Below are 15,489 nucleotides of genomic sequence, written 5' to 3'. Positions count from 1 at the left end.
GATCAGCCTGCGAAGCGGTAACCGAATCCGCGAACGGTTTCGATCATGTTCGCCCCGATCTTCTTCCGCAGGCGCTGGATGTGAACGTCGACGACGCGGGAGTCACCGGCCCATTCGTATCCCCACACCGTGAACGCGATCTTCTCCCGGGAGTACACATGTTCGGGCTGCTCGGTCAGCAGCAGGAGGACGCGCAGCTCGGTCGGGGTGAGGTGGACTTCCTCTCCGTCGACCTCGACGGTCAGCCGGCCGGTGTCGAGGACGAGGGATCCCAGTCGTGTGCGGAACGGACCCAGCCCGCCGTCGGAGCCGGACGGTTCCTGGGCCACAGTGGGCGTGCCGCTCGGGCGGGGTGGAACCCCGGTGCCGCCGATCGCCTCTTCGTCGTCATCCGTCTCGGGGGCGGTGGTGAATTTCCCACCGGCACCGAGGTAGGTGTCATCGGATTCGAGCTGCGCTCGCAGCCGATCCCGGGTGTCCATTCCGGGGCTGGCGCCGAGGACCTCGGGGATGCCGTCGCCGGTGACCATGCCGCCGGGACCGATGACGGTTTCGTGATGCTCATCCGCCTCGGGGGCGGGGGAATAGCCGAACCGGTCGGTGCCGGTGGTGATGAATCGACGAACGACCGCGCGGATGCGGGCGTTGAGCACCTGCATGTCGAAGGGTTTGGTGAGGTAGTCGTCGGCTCCGGCCTCGAGCGCCTGGACGATGTCGATGGCATCGGAACGGGCGGAGATGATGATGATCGGGATCGTCGAACGCTCGCGCACGGCACGGCAGATGGACGCGCCGTTCATCGTCGGCAGCATGAGATCCAGAAGCAGGACGTCGGCGCCGTTGGCGGAGACGAACTCGTAGCCCTCGCGGCCGTCGGCAAAGGCCGAGACCGTGTAATCGAAGCGTTCGAGTCCGATCTGCGTCGTTTCGCGGATGACCTCGTCATCCTCGACCAGAACTATGTGCATTACGTTTCTCCATTAAGCCGCGTGAAGCGTTGACCTGGTTCAAACCTACCGTCGTGCAGGCGGAACACCTGCACCGACCAGCCGGAGGGGCAGCATGCTTTGTCCCCGTCAGCGAACATGGCCTCCTGCACCACCAGTGTCCCATTTCTGCCGGGACTGACCTTGAGCTGATTGCCCGTGGCGATGAGCTCGAGGCGGGGCTCGCCCTTCTGTTCGCTGATGACAGCGCCGGCGATGATCTCATTCCGCTGTTTGGGGTTGGCCACCGTGACCAGCTGGAACTTCTGTTTGCCGCTGAGGAACGGCGACGCGAACTTCAGGCAGTCCTTGCAGTCGGCGACGACCTTGGCGGTCTCCGTGGCGCTGCCGGTGACGGCGATTCCCGAGGACGATTCGATGGCCTTGCGGACCTCGTCGAGCGAGAACGGTTCGTTCGCCTGGCCGGCTGCCTCGGTGTTGGGGGCGAAGAGAGAGGGGGAGGGGTTGCCCTCGGGGGAGACCTTGAGGCCGCGATCGGGGCCGCAGGCTGTGACAGTGAGAGTCATGATTGCCGCGAGGAGGAGTGCGGTGAAGGTGCGGAGTGTGCGACGGGGGGATGCCGAGTGGGGAATATCGAGGGGGCCGGGGCCGACGGCTGCGACGGCTGCGACGCCTGCGGCGGTGGTCGTCGGTGCAGTGGTGTCCGCGCATGATTCACAGCCAGGCGGGGCCTGGCTGGAGTGAAATGAGCGCAGCTCCTCCCCGGAGGCGCGTCTGACAGTGAGGGGCACATCCTCATTTTTGCCTGTTCCGAGCCTGTAGTCCACCTGATCATCGGCGCAGAGGGCTCAGCGCCGTCGTCGGATCCACCTGCCGTCGTGTCGTCCGGTGGTCTCAAGGCGTCTTGTGGCCGCCTCGGTGCTTGGGATGGACGGTCGGCGGGGCCCACCTCGGTGCCGGTGGAATCGAAGTTCCAGTTGGGGTCGACCGAGATTTGATCTCGCCCACAGGATGGGACTGCTCTCAGGTCGGACCGGTAGAATGAGCGGCATGGCGCCCACGAACACCCCGAAGAAGAAGTCCACAGGCGGCAAGCCCACCAGCACGGTGTCCTACAAGGACGCGATCAAAGTCGGCGCCGTCTGCGGAATCGTCACTCTCGTCCTCGCGATCATCGTCACTCGAGCTTGGCAGGACGGCCGCGCCTTCGGCTACGCGTTCATCTACGCCGGAGCCGCATTTGTGCTGGTGTCGGGCTTCACGAGCTACCTCAACTGGGTGATGCGCAAGGATACGCAGAACCAGAACCAGTCCTACCCGGTCATGCGGTAAGACGCCCCAGTCCTGCGCTGAGACTCGCCGGCCCTCCGCTGAGACGTTCACTGCGGCGCCGGCATCGACTTCCCTCTCGCGGCACCACCTCGCGTGACTGTCACTTCCTACAGCTGCTGAGGCATCAGACACCGAAAGCGCCATAACGCCCTGCTCCTGCAGGGTGTTATGGCGCTTTCAGTGGGGGATGCTCGCAGTCCGGGAAGAGGCAGCTTGTCGGTTACCGCTGTGCGGCCGACGTGTGCCCGCCGCAGCTCCGTCGCCGGAGGGCCCCGCCGCGCTTACCTGAAGCGCAGCAGGCGGAGGCTGTTGAGGATGACGAACACCGACGAGAACGCCATCGCTGCACCGGCGATCATCGGGTCGAGCAGACCGAACGCCGCGATCGGGATCGCTGCCGTGTTGTAGGCGAAGGCCCAGAACAGGTTGCCCTTGATGAGCCCCAAGGTTCGGCGCGAGAGGCGGATCGCCTGCGGGATCTGCTGTGGATCGGACTTGACCATGGTGACATCCGAAGCCGCCATCGCCGCATCCGTGCCCGACCCCATCGCGATGCCGAGATCGGCACCGGCCAGTGCGGCGGCGTCGTTGACCCCGTCGCCCACCATGGCCACGGCCCGGCCCTGCCCCTGCAGTTCGCTGACCACGGAGACCTTGCCTTCCGGGCGGACATCCGCGCGGACCTCGGTGATCCCGAGAGCCTCGGCGACCACCTCGGCGGCTTGAGCATTGTCCCCGGTCAGGAGCACGGTGCTCAGTCCCAGCGAATGCAGTTCGTCGATCGCCGCCTTGGCCGTCGGTTTGGCTTCATCGGAGACGAAGCTCAACCCGCGGAACTGACCGTCGATCGCCAGTGCGACGATCGTGGCCCCACGCGGAATCGAATCGGTCGGGTAGTCGACCGCGATTCCGCGTTCCCGGAGCAGATCAGGGCGACCGGCGAGCACCTCGGCGCCGTCGATCGTGGCCCGCAGTCCGCCGCCGGCGATGTTCTCGAACTCCGTGACCGATGACCCGGTCGCGGTTTCGACCGACCTCGCCGAGGCGGCCCTGGCCGAATCCTCGGCCGATCCCATTGAATCCGGCTCAGTCGAGGCAGCCCCGGTCGAGACAGACTCGGTCGCGGCGGCTCCCGCTGAACCCGTCCCGACGATCTCGGGCGCGGCGTCGACGATGGCGCGGGCGATCGGATGTTCGCTGCGCGATTCCAATCGGGCCAGGACATCGAAGTCCGCGGGCGAGAGCTCGGTTCCGGTCAGGCGCATCACGCCGGTGGTCAGGGTGCCGGTCTTGTCGAGGACGACCGTATCGATCGACCGCGTCGACTCCAGCGCCTCGGGCCCGGAGACGAGGATGCCCAGTTGGGATCCGCGTCCAGACGAGACCGCGAGAGCCGTCGGCGTGGCCAGACCCAGGGCACAGGGGCAGGCGATGATGAGCACGGTGAGCGCCGCATGCAGCCCCGCCGCCCACTCACCGGTGACGAAGCCCCAGATGAGCAGGGTGAGGATGGCGATGCCGAAGACGATCGGCACGAACACCGACGAGATCCGATCGGCCAGCCGCTGCACGGCAGGTTTGCCGTTCTGCGCACGAGAGACGAGATCGGCCATGGCCGCCAGCGTCGTGTCCGCACCCACTCGGGTGGCACGGACCTCGAGCGCACCGGAGGTGTTGATCGTGGCGCCGGTGACGGAATCTCCGGGGCCGACCTCGACCGGCACGGATTCGCCGGTGAGCATCGCCTCGTCGATGGCCGAATGACCGGTCAGCACCTCGCCGTCGGTGGCGATCTTCTCGCCGGGGCGGACGAGGAAGACATCGTCGACGGTCAGCTCATCGATCGGCACCTGCACTTCGACACGGCCGCCATTCGCAGCAGCCCCGCCCGAAGCGGCCCCACTGTCCGCGGCGGCACCCTCCCGCAGCACGGTCGCGGACTTCGCGCCGAGGTCGAGCAGCGCCTTGAGCGCTGCCGTCGCCCGGCTCTTCGCCCGGTCCTCGGTGAGCTTGCCGATGAGCAGGAACACCGTGATCGCCGCGGCCGCCTCGAACCACACGTGGTACTCGGCGGGAATCGCCCAGCCGTGACCGTCGGCGACGGCCCGGCCCAGCGTGAAGTACGAGTACAGGCTCGCGACGGTGATGCCGACGCTGACCAGGGTGTCCATGGTCGTCGATCCACCGCGGGCAGCCTTGTACGCCGCCGAGTGGAACGGCCACGCGCCCCAGGTGACGACCGGCAGGGCGAGGATCGCGACGATCCACTGCCACCCGGTGAAGTGCCAGCTCATGACCATCGAGATCGCGACGATCGGCACGGCCAGGATGAGGGCGCCTGCGAAGCGCGGCCGCAGGTGGCGGGGATCGTAGTCGACGATCTCCGGACCGGCACCGCCCGCGCCGGGGCTGCGCACCGTGGCACCGTAGCCGGCCTTCTCGACGGCGTCGGTGATGTCGTCGTCGCTGAGTTCGGAGTCGATGACCACATGCGCGGTCTCCAGCGGCAGGTTGACCTCCGCCGTGACCCCGTCGAGGCGGGTGAGCTTCTTCTCGATCCGCGCCGAGCACGACGCGCAGGTCATGCCCGTGATGTCGAGCTCGAGCTCGCGAGGCATCACTTCACCTCGTAGCCGGCCTCATCGACGGCGGCACGGATCGCCGCATCGTCGAGTGCGTCCGACGAGGTGATCGTGACCGGGGAATCGCCCCCGGCGTTGAGGTCGACCGCGACGTCCGAGACGCCCGCAAGTGCGCCGAGCTCTTCCTTGACCGCGGCTTCGCAGTGTCCGCAGGTCATTCCCGAAACGGTGATGGTGGTGGTCGTCATTGTGCTCTCCAATCAGCTGTGAGTGCTTCCCGATGTCAGAGCCTCAGGCGTCGTCGCACCCCAGTCGGGCGGACGCGGCCCTCCGCTCAGCTCTTGATGAGTCGGGAGATGGCGGCTGATGCCTCCTCGACCTTCTTCCGCGCTTCTTCGTCGTCGCCCGATGAGGCGGCGTCGACCACGCAGTGAGCTATGTGCTCTTCGAGGAGGTTGATGGAGACCGCGTGCAGCGCGGCTGTCGCGGCGGAGACCTGGGTGAGGATGTCGATGCAGTACTTGTCCTCATCGATCATCTTCCCGATTCCGCGGACCTGACCTTCGATCCGCTTCATCCTCCGTGCGAGAGCGTCCTTCTGCGGGGTGTATCCATGTTGCTCAGTCATAATCACACCGTATACCCCTATGGGGTATAAATCAAGGTCGATCCTCGCCGAGGCGGCTGTGCGTTTGCTCTCACCCTGACCCTGACGTGTTCTCCGGCTCCTACAATCGAATCATGCGTGCTGCCAGACTGTTCCGGTTCCCGGTCAAGGGATTCCCCGCCGAGGAGCTCACCGAGGCCCGAGTGGTCAAGGACCGCGGAATCCGCGGCGACCGGATCGCGGCGTTCACTAATGGCAGCCTCGACGTCCCCGCCGACGCCTGGCACTCGTACTCCGCCTTCACCGTGCTCAAGAACGACACCGACCTGCAGAAATGGCAGGTCGCAACGACCCTCCCCGAGGCGGTCGGCGCCGAATCCGCGCCCGGACCTGATCCGGATGGCCGGAGCGCCCCCGCCGAGGCGGTCGACGATATTTCCGCGACCGTGACCCTCACGGCCCCGACGGGGGAGTCGACGACTTTCTCCACTGATGACGAAGAGGGCAGGGCCGCCTCGGCGATGTTCCTCTCCGAGCGGATACCCCCTCAGGGTACATTCCCGCGCGGCCTGGCCGTCGCCGATCAGGGGATGTTCGACTCGCAGCGCTCGGGAATCTCGCTCATCAACCCGGCCACGGTCGCCGCGATCGCCGATACCGACGAGGGCCGCGCGGCCCTCGGGTTGAGCGCGGAAGCTGCCGGTCGTACGGCGGTCGACTCGGCGGACACGGACGACCCGGTCACTCCCACAGCCGAGCTCGACCCGCTGCGGTTCCGCGGCAACATCCTCGTCGACGGACTCGCCCCGTTCGAGGAGTTCGCGCTCATCGGTTCGATCATCCGCCTCGGCGGCGTGCGCCTGGCGATCCGTTCGACGATCGAACGCTGCCCGGCGACGACCGTCAACCCGACGACCACCGAGGTCGACGTCAACGTCCCACGTCTGCTCAACTCCGCCTGCGGGCATCTGCACTGCGGAATCTACGGGCAGATCCTCGAGACCGGCGATGTCGCGGCCGGCGACGAGATCACGGTCGAAGGCCCGGCCCCGCGGGAACTGGTCAAGGTCGCACGAACTCCGCGGTTCATGACCGTCGTCGGCCGCCGGCAGATCTGCAACGACATCGTCGAGGTCGCCCTGCGCGACGACCTCGGCTGGATCCGCGAATTCGACGAGCCGGGCACGAACCTGCGCGTCCATCTCGACCTCGGCGCACCGTTCTGGCGAACCTATACGATCACCGACGTCGACGGCGACATCGTCCGCATCGCCGTGCGCACCCAAGGCAAGGGCTCCAGCGCCGTGGCGTCGCTGGACGAGGGGCAGCGGATCCTCACCTCCGGCCCGCACGGAACCATGACCGCCTCCCGCGTCTTCGGCGGCACAACGGCCCTGATCACCGCGGGAATCGGCATCACCCCGAGCCTCGGACTGCTGCGCAGCGATGGGCTGGCCGACCTGCCCGCCACCGACCGGATCCGCCTCGTCCACGTCGACCGCGACCACCGCACCGCCTGCCTGTGGAACCGGCTGCAGGACCGTGCCCACTCGGGTGCCGTGCCCGTCGAGACCCACCACCGCGACACCGCGACGGCCGGTCGACCCGGCCACCGGGAGCTCGTGGATTGGGTGGCCGGCTGTGACAACGTCATGGTCTGCGGACCCCGCGACTTCACGGCGGCCGTGCTCGCCGCCGCTGACGAGGCCGGCGTTCCCGCCGTCCACCAGGAGACCTTCGCCTCTCCGAACACGGGGATGAGCGAGGCCATCGCCGCATGCTCGCCCGCCGAGGTGACACTGGAGGAATCGGGCACGAGCTTCGTCTGGCAGCCGCAGGAAGGCACCCTGCTCGAATCCTTGGAAGCGCGCGGATTCCGCTCGCCGAGCTCCTGCCGAGGCGGATCCTGCGGAACCTGTTCGGTGTCCCTGGCCGCCGGGTCCGTGCTCTATCCGATCGAACCCGCCGCCCGCGTCGAGAGCGACGAGGTGCTCGTGTGCTCCGCGGTCCCCGCCGGACCCATCAGTCTGGCCCTCTGAACCCGGCAGGCCGACCGGCCGGAATGGCGCGGCTGACTGACTAGGCAGACTGACCCAGCCGGCCCTCTGAACCCGCCGAATGACCTGCCGGCCCGATCAGGCAGACGGCGGCTGGGCGGGTGGCACAATGGATTCCATGCCGAAGAAGAAGCGCACCGTGCTGTCGAAGGGGCCCGCCGGACCGGTGGGTCGCCTGAGTCGGTGGGTCCGCCTCTCCGCGGCCGGGCGGATCATGTTCGCGAACTCGATCATGCTCGTGGGCATCATGGTGCTCACGACGAGTCTGCTCTACCTCCAGCTCTCCCAACTCAACACGAAGCGTGAACAGGACCTGCTGCGGTCGGCCGCAGACAACATCTCGATGTCACTGGGCCTCGTCGGAACCGGTGACGTCGGCCAGGACGACTACCTCGATTCCGAATCCCGCGACGACGTTCAGACGCTGCTGGACAACGTCATCAGCCAATACGGCTTCGACATCGCCGCGGTCGTGCCCATCGACTTCCTCCTCACGCCGCCGACCCTGGGCTCACCCGGACGCCAGCAGGCGCTGGAAGCGAAGACCGCCTCGGCGGATTCCGGGAAGATCCCCGAGGACTCCATCGACCAGCTGGCCCAGGCCGTCGACGGACAGGCCCTGCAGAATGGCAGGTCGACCGTGCGCTTCATCAACGACGGCGGCCCGGCCGACGGCACCATGTACGTCGTCACCCCGGTCTACGCCGAACACGTCGGCGTCGACGGACTGAGGTCGGACACCGTGGTCGGCGCCGTCATCGTCGGCAGCTCCGCAGATTCGGTCCGCGAAGGCTTCCTGGCGCAGGGCAAATGGCTCATCGGCATCGCCGTCCTCACCCTCGTCCTCGGCATCGGCTCGTCCTGGGTGACATCGCGGGGACTGCGCCGGGTCACCGGTGACTACGGTGCCGACGAGCTGCGCAGCATGCTCGACTTCTACTCCTCCGTGCTCACGGCCGTCTCCGAAGGACTGCTGCTCGTCGACCGAGCCCGCGGGATCGTGCTCATCAACACCGAGGCCCGGGAACTGCTGGGCATGCCGCCCGCCGGTGACGATGCGGACTCGGGCCCCACCTCGGCGGAGGAGATGCCGCTGCGCGAACTCGACCTGCCCGAGGCGCTGCACGATCTGCTCGCTTCCGGACGGTGGGCTCGTGACGAGATCCACTACACCGACGACCGTGTCCTCGTCGTCAATCAGCAGCCCACCGAGGCGGCCAGCGACACGTGGGTCGTGACCATGCGCGATCACACGGAGCTGGCCGAACTCTCCGGCGAAATCGTCTCCGTGCGCTCCTTCTCCGATTCCCTGCGCGCGCAGACCCATGAATACGCGAACCGGCTGCACATGGTCGTGTCCCTGCTCGAGACCGGGCACGTCGACGAGGCCATCGACTTCGCGGCCAAGGACATCGACGATCTCAACCGGGTCAACGGTGACGGGTCGATGACCTTCGACCATCCTGTCCTCTCGGCGCTGCTGCTGTCGAAGATCGCCCAAGCCGCCGAGGCGGGCGTCGAGATGACGGTGGACACCGCGGACCTCACGGGCAACCTCGGCGGGGACGATCGCGACCTCGCAACGATCCTCGGCAACCTCGTCGACAATGCCTTCGACGCCCTGAGCCGGCAGGACGTACTGCCCGAGGACAAGAGAGTCCATGTCGAACTCTCCGGCTCCGGCGGTCCCGGCGGATTCACGATCGAGGTCAGCGATGACGGCCCGGGAATCGACGAGGAATACCTCGACGCGATCTTCGAGCGCGGCTGGTCGACGAAGCACGATGGCGTCGAGACCGACCAGGGACAGGGTCGCCAGCAGACGGGCACCCGCGGGGTCGGGCTGTCCCTGGTCGTGCAGGCGATCCGCCGCCTCGGGGGAGCCGTCGACGTGCAGGGCCACGGGGAGGACTGCGACCGATTCAAGGGCGCAGTGCTCACGGTGTGGCTGCCCGACCCGGGGAATGCGGGTCAGACCGCGGCAGGCCGGTCGGGTTCCGGACAGTCCGGCGACGGGCAGGTCGGATAGGGGCGGGTGATCGCCGGTGGTGCCGGCACCTCCCAGGTGGACCGGAACCGGATGTGACGGGACTGCAACACGATCCGGGACGCTGTCAAACGGGTGAAGATAGACTGGCGGCATGTCGGACACAACTGCGCCTGAATCGAGCATCGGTGTGCTCGTCGTCGAGGATGAGGTGGTCGCCGCCCGTGCTCACGCGAAGTACATCGACCGCATCGACGGCTATCACGTCGCCGGAGTGGCGAAGAATGCCACTCAAGCGATGGCTGCTCTCACAGGTCAGATCTACGGCCTCGATCCCTCCGGCGTCCATCTCGTCCTCCTCGATATGAACCTGCCCGACGGGCACGGGCTGCAGGTCTGCCGCGCTATCCGCGGCCAACGAGTCGACGTCGACATCATCGCGGTCACCGCTGCCCGGGACATGCAGATCGTGCAGGAGGCTCTGTCCTACGGCGTCGCCCAGTACATCATCAAGCCCTTCACCTTCCCCGTCTTCAAATCCAAACTCGAGGCGTATTCGTCCTTCCGCAACCGCCTCGGCGGGGATTCGAACGACGGCGAGGTCACCCAGACCGAGGTCGACAAAGCGATCTCGGCTCTGCGCACGCACACCGTGGCGGCGACCGCGAAGGGAGTGCCCGATGCGGTCCAAGCCGAGGTGAAGAGCCTGCTCGATGAGAATCCCGGCCAGTCCGCAGCAGAGCTGGCCGAAGGGCTCGGGGTCTCCCGAGTCACCGCTCGCCGCTACCTCGAATCCATGGCCGACGCCGGCATGCTCGAACGCCGTCCCCGATACGGTTCGGCCGGTCGTCCCGTCCTCGAATACACCGTCGTCCCCGACGCAGGCTGACCGCGCATTACTTGCGCGAGCAGCCGACCGTGACCGACGCCGCGGGCTGATCGCTCTGTCACCGCGCCCGTGACCGACGCCGCAAGCATTGTTGGGTCGATCCACGGCGTTCTGAACGCCGAAACCGCCGTGGATCGCCCCAACAATCGGTCGTGGGGCCGACGTTGCGCCGGTCTCGCCGCAGGGCAATGGACATCGGGCGAACCCCGGTAGAGGATGGTTCCATGTCGAAGAAGTCCCGGGTCTGGCTGGCCGTCGCCCTCGTCCTCGTGCTGCTCGCCGGAGCCGGAGTCTTCGCTCTCTTCCGGCTGCCGATGACGAAGTCCTCCGCCGCCGAGGCGGCCGCCCACGACCTCGCCGAAGAGCAGCTGAGCTCGGACATCTGGCATGAGAAGGACCTCGCCCAGGGCCTGTTCGACCGCGTCACGAAGGCATTGGGCACGAGAGTCGACCTGCGGTCGGTCACCGTCGACGACATCACCGAGGCCGACGGTCGGACCGTGGCCACACTCGATTGGACGTGGGCGAACAACGACGGAGAGTCCTGGGAATACAGTTCACAGCTGCCCCTGGAGAAGAACGGGCTCTTCTGGTGGGCAGATCTCACGGTGAAGGCCATCCACCCGAAGCTCGGCAAGGGCGGTCGCTTCGAACTGCGCGCGAACCAGGGAAGGAGGGGGAACATCCTCGGCGCCGATGATGAAGTGCTCATGGAGGAGGGGAAGGTCGTCGACATCGGCGTCCACCCGAATCGACTCGAACCCGACACCATCGGCCGACTCGTCAGCGGACTCAACGACGGTGTCGACTCCCTCGACCTCGACGCCGATGATCTCGAGAAGTCCGTCGATGACACCGAAGGCAACCAGCTCGTCCCCGTCGTGACGCTGCGCGAAGACGACTACAAGTCGGTCAAGGACGCCATCCACGATCTGCCGGGAGTGCTGTTCACCGAGGATACCCAGACCCTGACCCGGTCCCGCGGGTTCGCCCAGGCCACCCTCGGTTCCGTGGGGCAGGCCAGCGCCGACGACATCGAGAAATCCCAGGCCACGATCATCCCCGGCGAGATCATCGGCCGCACGGGTCTGCAGAAGACATTCAACAATCGGCTGAGCGGACCCGGCGGCGTCGAAGTCTTCGCGAAAGGCGATGCGAGCGATGACACGGGCGGAACGACGAAGCTGACGAGTCTCCATGCCTTCACAGCCGAAGACGGCGAGGATCTCGAGACCACCCTCGATGTGCGGATCCAAGAAGCCGCGGACAAGGCGGCTGCGACCGGCGGGAAACCGACAGCTCTCGTCGCCATCCGACCGAGCGACGGTCACGTCCTCGCCGTGGCCAACCACGCCCCGGAAGGAGCGGCCTGGGACCGAGCGCTGAGCGGCCAGTACGCTCCCGGCTCGGTGTTCAAGATCGCTTCGGGCCTCGCGCTCCTCGAATCCGGAGTGAAGCCGGACGACACGATCGACTGCCCGCAGACAGCGACGGTCGGTGGCAAGAGGTTCAAGAACGCCGAAGATGAAGTGCTCGGCGACGTCAGCTTCGCCAGCGACTTCGCACACTCGTGCAACACCGCTTTCGTCTCCTCCGGGGACGAAGTCACAGGGGACGACCTGATCGCAGCAGCCGAGCAGCTGGGCATGACGGCTGCGACATTGGGCATCGGGGCGAAGACCGCCTCGGTGCCGGCCGACGACGACGAGGTCACGCATGCTGCGCAGATGATCGGTCAGGGCAAGGTGCAGGCGAGCCCGCTGTCCGTGGCGACGATGGCCGCCTCGGTGCAGGCCGGGGAGACCGTGGACCCGCAGCTCGTGCTCGGTGATGCCCTCGACGATGTCGGCGTCGACGAGTCGGGTGCGGAAGGGGCTGACGATCCTCCGGCCCTTGATGGCCAAGCGGCGAAGGAGATCTCGAAGATGATGCGAGCGGTCGTCACCGAGGGCACCGCCACCGATCTCAAGGACGTTCCCGGCGATCCCGTCCACGGCAAAACCGGAACAGCCGAATACGGCAATGACTCCCCGCCGCGCACCCATTCGTGGTTCGCCGGATTCCAGGGCGACCTGGCCGTGGCCGTGCTCGTCGAAGACGGCGGATTCGGCGCCGAGGCGGCCGTGCCGGTGGTGCACGAATTCTTCGACAACGTCAACTGAGTTTCGCCGGCCTACTTCATGCGCAGGGACCGCATGGCCTGCAGCGCCCCGGTCATGGCCTTCGCGAACTTCGCCTGGTCGAGGGGGCCGGCCGGTGCGATCGGGTGGAGGCGCTGCTGCGCGATCGTGTGCGAGTGCATGAACTGAAAGAGGCCCTCAGGGCCGTGCCGGTGGCCCATTCCCGAGGCCTTGACTCCGCCGGCTGGTGCGTCGATGGATCCCCAGCTGGCCGGGTAGACCTCGTTGATGTTGACCATTCCGGCCTCGACCTGCCGCGCGATCTCAAGCCCGTGGGAGCGTGAGTACACCGATGCCGAGAGTCCGTAGTCGCTGTCATTGGCCGCAGCGATCGCCGCGGCATCCGACGGCACCGAATAGACGGAGACGACGGGACCGAAGGTCTCCTCGCGATGCAGCTCCGCCTCAGGAGGAACATCCGTGAGCACGGTCGGGGCGTAGAAGTAGGGGCCGAGATCGGGCACCGGGTGTCCACCGGCGAGAACCGTGGCACCGGCGCTGCGCGCCTGCTCGACATGGTTGGTGATCGTCTCGAGCTGCTTCGGTCCCGCCAAGGTGCCCATGTCCGGGCCGTACTCGAACGCGGCGCTGAGACGGTAGGCACGGGCCGCCTCGGCGAAATGGGCGCAGAAGGTCTCATAGAGGTCCTCGTGGACGTAGATGCGCTCGATGGAGATGCACAGCTGCCCGGCCGACGAGAACGATCCGCGCACGGCACCCTCGACGGCCTTCTCCAGATCCGCATCGGCGGCCACGATCAGGGGATTCTTGCCTCCGAGCTCGAGCGCGGCGGGGAGCAGACGCTGCCCCGCCTCGGCGGCGATCGACCGCCCAGCAGCCGTCGACCCGGTGAACGAGATTCCGTCGGCGCCGGCCATGAGCGCGGGTCCGACCTCGGCGGAGGGCCCGGGCACGAGCTGCCAGACCTCGGCGGGCAGGCCGGCGGCGATCGCCAGCCTGCGCATGAACACCGAGGTCAGCGTCGTCGTCGAATCGGGTTTGTGGACGACGGCATTGCCGGCGGTCAGGGCGGCGAACAGGTCGGTCGCCCCCAGGGTCAGCGGGTAGTTCCATGGTGTGATGAAGCCGATCACGCCCAGTGGGGTGCGGGTGACCTCGGTGCGGGTGAGCACGGGGATGGCTCCGCGCCGACGTTCGGGGCGCAGATAGCGGGCGGCCATCACCCCGTAGTGGCGGAGCACATTGAAGGTATCGAGGATCTCGTCATAGGCGTGGATGCGGGCCTTGCCGGTCTCGTACTGGATGATGTCGAGGAGCAGATCCTCATTCCGGACCAGTGCGGAATGCAGTCGGGTGAGCACCTTCGCTCGGTGCTCGACCGACTGAGCGGCCCATGCCTCGCCGGCAATGCGCGCGGTGGCGTAGGCAGCCTCGATATCGTCGGGAGTGTTCCGGGCGAACCTGTCGACCTCCTGGCCGGTGAACGGCTCGACTCCGCGCATCACCTCGCCCGAGCCGGAGGCGTCAGCGTACGGATCGGTGTCGAGGAAGTCCCGCAGCGCCGCGGTGACATGCGCGGAAGGGGTCCGGGCAGCGTCTGCTTCGGAGGTGCGTGCGGTGGTCTCTGTACTCATCGGCTTCCTCTTTCTGTGACGTAGGTCATCGCAGGCTAGACTACCGAATATGGTTTCGAGTGATCTGCGGAGGGCGCTGAAGGGGACCGGCGCACCCACCGCCGTCCTCGATCTCGACGCCTTCGACGCGAACCTCGACGCCCTTGCCGAGCGGGCTCGCGGACTGCCGATCCGCCTGGCCACGAAGTCCCTGCGCGTGCCCGCCGCCATCGACAGGGCGCTCGCCCATCCCGCATTTTCCGGGGTGCTCGCCTATTCCGTCCCCGAGGCGCTGTTCCTCCACGCCCGCGGCATCCGCGATATCGTCATCGGCTATCCCAGCCTCGACCGAGCTTCCCTGAGTCGGATGTTCGCCGAGTCGGGAGCGTGCACGAACATCACCCTGATGATCGATTCCGTGGACCACCTCGACATCATCGACGACGTCCGAGAGAACCTCGCCGAGGCGGGGCGGAAGTCCTCCTCGGACGGGACCGGTCCGGCAGGGGAGGGGAAGAACCTCACCGAGGCGGGAGCCGCCTCGGTGCGGGTGTGCATCGACGTCGACTCCTCCTATCGACCGGCCGAATCCTGGTTGGGCGACCGCGTCCATATCGGGGCCAGGCGCTCGCCGATCCGTGACGGGCGAGCGGCCATCGCGCTTGCCCGGCAGGTCGCGGCGCGGCCCGGTTTCGACCTCGTCGGGATGATGTTCTACGAGGGGCAGATCGCCGGCACCGCCGATGCCGGACGCTCGGTGCGGCAGGCGATCGTGCGCGCTATGCAGAAGGCCTCGATCACCGAACTCGCCGAACGGCGAGCAGCCGTCATCGCCGCAGTCCGCGAGGTTGCCGACCTCGAATTCGTCAACGGCGGCGGGACCGGTTCGTTCGAATCCAGCTCCGTCGAGGGCACTCTGACCGAACTCGCCGCCGGATCCGGCCTCTTCTCCCCGGGACTCTTCGACGGCTACACGCACTTTCGGCATCGGCCGGCCGCGTACTTCGTCACGCCCGTCGTGCGCAGGCCCGGCCCTGGCTGGGTGACGGTCTTCAAAGGCGGATTCATCGCGTCGGGGGTTCCTGGTTCCGACCGGCTGCCGACCATCGCCTGGCCGCCGGGCCTCGAGTACTCCGGTCTCGAGGGTCCCGGCGAGGTGCAGACTCCGCTGACCGGGCCCGGCACGGAATCGCTGCGCATCGGCGATCTCGTGTGGTTCAGGCATGCGAAAGCAGGCGAACTGGCCGAACATTTCAACGAATTCCTCGTCGTCTCGGGATCGACGATCATCGACACCTGGTCGACATACAGGGGAGAGGGACTGGTGCTGTGAG

Annotated in this window: 12 protein-coding genes; 6 read left to right on the top strand and 6 right to left on the bottom strand. The window is 67.1% G+C overall.

The annotated features are described in order from the left end of the window. Positions 1–2: 2 nt before the first annotated feature. Entirely contained in the window at positions 3–968 is a 966-nt protein-coding gene (locus tag HK108_RS11055; protein ID WP_139909354.1) for a response regulator transcription factor, read from the bottom strand. Then, entirely contained in the window at positions 968–1,513 is a 546-nt protein-coding gene (locus tag HK108_RS11050; protein ID WP_139467854.1) for a hypothetical protein, read from the bottom strand. Before HK108_RS11050 ends, HK108_RS11055 begins: the two co-directional genes overlap by 1 nt. Before the next feature lie 484 nt (positions 1,514–1,997). Here HK108_RS11050 and HK108_RS11045 point away from each other — a divergent pair, with 484 nt between their 5' ends. Further along, positions 1,998–2,279 carry a hypothetical protein gene (locus tag HK108_RS11045; RefSeq protein WP_139467472.1) on the top strand — a complete coding sequence of 94 codons (282 nt, stop codon included), beginning with the start codon at positions 1,998–2,000 and terminating at the stop codon, positions 2,277–2,279. 281 nt (positions 2,280–2,560) lie between these two features. Here the strand turns inward: HK108_RS11045 and HK108_RS11040 are convergent, their stop codons facing one another. The 3 genes from HK108_RS11040 to HK108_RS11030 all read right to left on the bottom strand — a co-directional run bounded on the left by HK108_RS11040 (position 2,561) and on the right by HK108_RS11030 (position 5,489). Then, positions 2,561–4,897 carry a heavy metal translocating P-type ATPase gene (locus tag HK108_RS11040; protein WP_181271562.1) on the bottom strand — a complete coding sequence of 779 codons (2,337 nt, stop codon included), beginning with the start codon at positions 4,895–4,897 and terminating at the stop codon, positions 2,561–2,563. Next, positions 4,897–5,109 (bottom strand): heavy-metal-associated domain-containing protein, encoded by a 213-nt coding sequence (locus HK108_RS11035; protein ID WP_139909352.1) that lies wholly within the window; start codon positions 5,107–5,109, stop codon positions 4,897–4,899. The genes HK108_RS11040 and HK108_RS11035 overlap by 1 nt, the downstream gene beginning before the upstream one ends. Positions 5,110–5,195: 86 nt before the next feature. Further along, the gene (locus HK108_RS11030; RefSeq protein ID WP_062862662.1) at positions 5,196–5,489 is read right to left on the bottom strand and encodes a metal-sensitive transcriptional regulator; all 294 of its coding nucleotides are present in this window, start codon (positions 5,487–5,489) and stop codon (positions 5,196–5,198) included. A gap of 113 nt (positions 5,490–5,602) precedes the next feature. On the opposite strand from HK108_RS11030, the gene HK108_RS11025 reads away from it, so the two are divergent. From HK108_RS11025 to HK108_RS11010, 4 genes are all read left to right on the top strand, one after another. Next, positions 5,603–7,507, top strand: a complete 1,905-nt coding sequence (locus tag HK108_RS11025; protein ID WP_181271560.1) for an MOSC domain-containing protein — start codon at positions 5,603–5,605, stop codon at positions 7,505–7,507. 136 nt (positions 7,508–7,643) lie between these two features. Continuing rightward, positions 7,644–9,554 (top strand): sensor histidine kinase, encoded by a 1,911-nt coding sequence (locus HK108_RS11020; RefSeq protein ID WP_181271558.1) that lies wholly within the window; start codon positions 7,644–7,646, stop codon positions 9,552–9,554. Between the two features lie 112 nt (positions 9,555–9,666). Continuing rightward, positions 9,667–10,401 (top strand): response regulator, encoded by a 735-nt coding sequence (locus tag HK108_RS11015; protein WP_139467467.1) that lies wholly within the window; start codon positions 9,667–9,669, stop codon positions 10,399–10,401. A 224-nt stretch (positions 10,402–10,625) separates the two neighbouring features. Beyond that, the gene (locus HK108_RS11010) at positions 10,626–12,563 is read left to right on the top strand and encodes a penicillin-binding transpeptidase domain-containing protein (protein WP_181271556.1); all 1,938 of its coding nucleotides are present in this window, start codon (positions 10,626–10,628) and stop codon (positions 12,561–12,563) included. Between the two features lie 11 nt (positions 12,564–12,574). On the opposite strand, the gene HK108_RS11005 is transcribed toward HK108_RS11010, so the two are convergent. Then, complete coding sequence (locus HK108_RS11005) at positions 12,575–14,176, bottom strand: succinic semialdehyde dehydrogenase (RefSeq protein WP_181271555.1); 1,602 nt, start codon at positions 14,174–14,176, stop codon at positions 12,575–12,577. Positions 14,177–14,225: 49 nt separating this feature from the next. Between HK108_RS11005 and HK108_RS11000 the strand changes: the two genes are divergently transcribed. Then, entirely contained in the window at positions 14,226–15,488 is a 1,263-nt protein-coding gene (locus HK108_RS11000) for an amino acid deaminase/aldolase (protein ID WP_181271553.1), read from the top strand. Position 15,489: the final 1 nt, after the last annotated feature.

The organism is Brevibacterium sediminis (assembly GCF_013623905.1).
GTDB lineage: Bacteria > Actinomycetota > Actinomycetes > Actinomycetales > Brevibacteriaceae > Brevibacterium > Brevibacterium sediminis.
This window is presented reverse-complemented; position numbering and strand designations above follow the sequence as displayed.

Bases quoted from the DNA above. Each gene is read 5' to 3' on its own strand.
- HK108_RS11055 (WP_139909354.1), bottom strand. From the start codon at position 968: ATGCACATAGTTCTGGTCGAGGATGACGAGGTCATCCGCGAAACGACG.
- HK108_RS11050 (WP_139467854.1), bottom strand. From the start codon at position 1,513: ATGACTCTCACTGTCACAGCCTGCGGCCCCGATCGCGGCCTCAAGGTC.
- HK108_RS11045 (WP_139467472.1), top strand. From the start codon at position 1,998: ATGGCGCCCACGAACACCCCGAAGAAGAAGTCCACAGGCGGCAAGCCC.
- HK108_RS11040 (WP_181271562.1), bottom strand. From the start codon at position 4,897: ATGCCTCGCGAGCTCGAGCTCGACATCACGGGCATGACCTGCGCGTCG.
- HK108_RS11035 (WP_139909352.1), bottom strand. From the start codon at position 5,109: ATGACGACCACCACCATCACCGTTTCGGGAATGACCTGCGGACACTGC.
- HK108_RS11030 (WP_062862662.1), bottom strand. From the start codon at position 5,489: ATGACTGAGCAACATGGATACACCCCGCAGAAGGACGCTCTCGCACGG.
- HK108_RS11025 (WP_181271560.1), top strand. From the start codon at position 5,603: ATGCGTGCTGCCAGACTGTTCCGGTTCCCGGTCAAGGGATTCCCCGCC.
- HK108_RS11020 (WP_181271558.1), top strand. From the start codon at position 7,644: ATGCCGAAGAAGAAGCGCACCGTGCTGTCGAAGGGGCCCGCCGGACCG.
- HK108_RS11015 (WP_139467467.1), top strand. From the start codon at position 9,667: ATGTCGGACACAACTGCGCCTGAATCGAGCATCGGTGTGCTCGTCGTC.
- HK108_RS11010 (WP_181271556.1), top strand. From the start codon at position 10,626: ATGTCGAAGAAGTCCCGGGTCTGGCTGGCCGTCGCCCTCGTCCTCGTG.
- HK108_RS11005 (WP_181271555.1), bottom strand. From the start codon at position 14,176: ATGAGTACAGAGACCACCGCACGCACCTCCGAAGCAGACGCTGCCCGG.
- HK108_RS11000 (WP_181271553.1), top strand. From the start codon at position 14,226: ATGGTTTCGAGTGATCTGCGGAGGGCGCTGAAGGGGACCGGCGCACCC.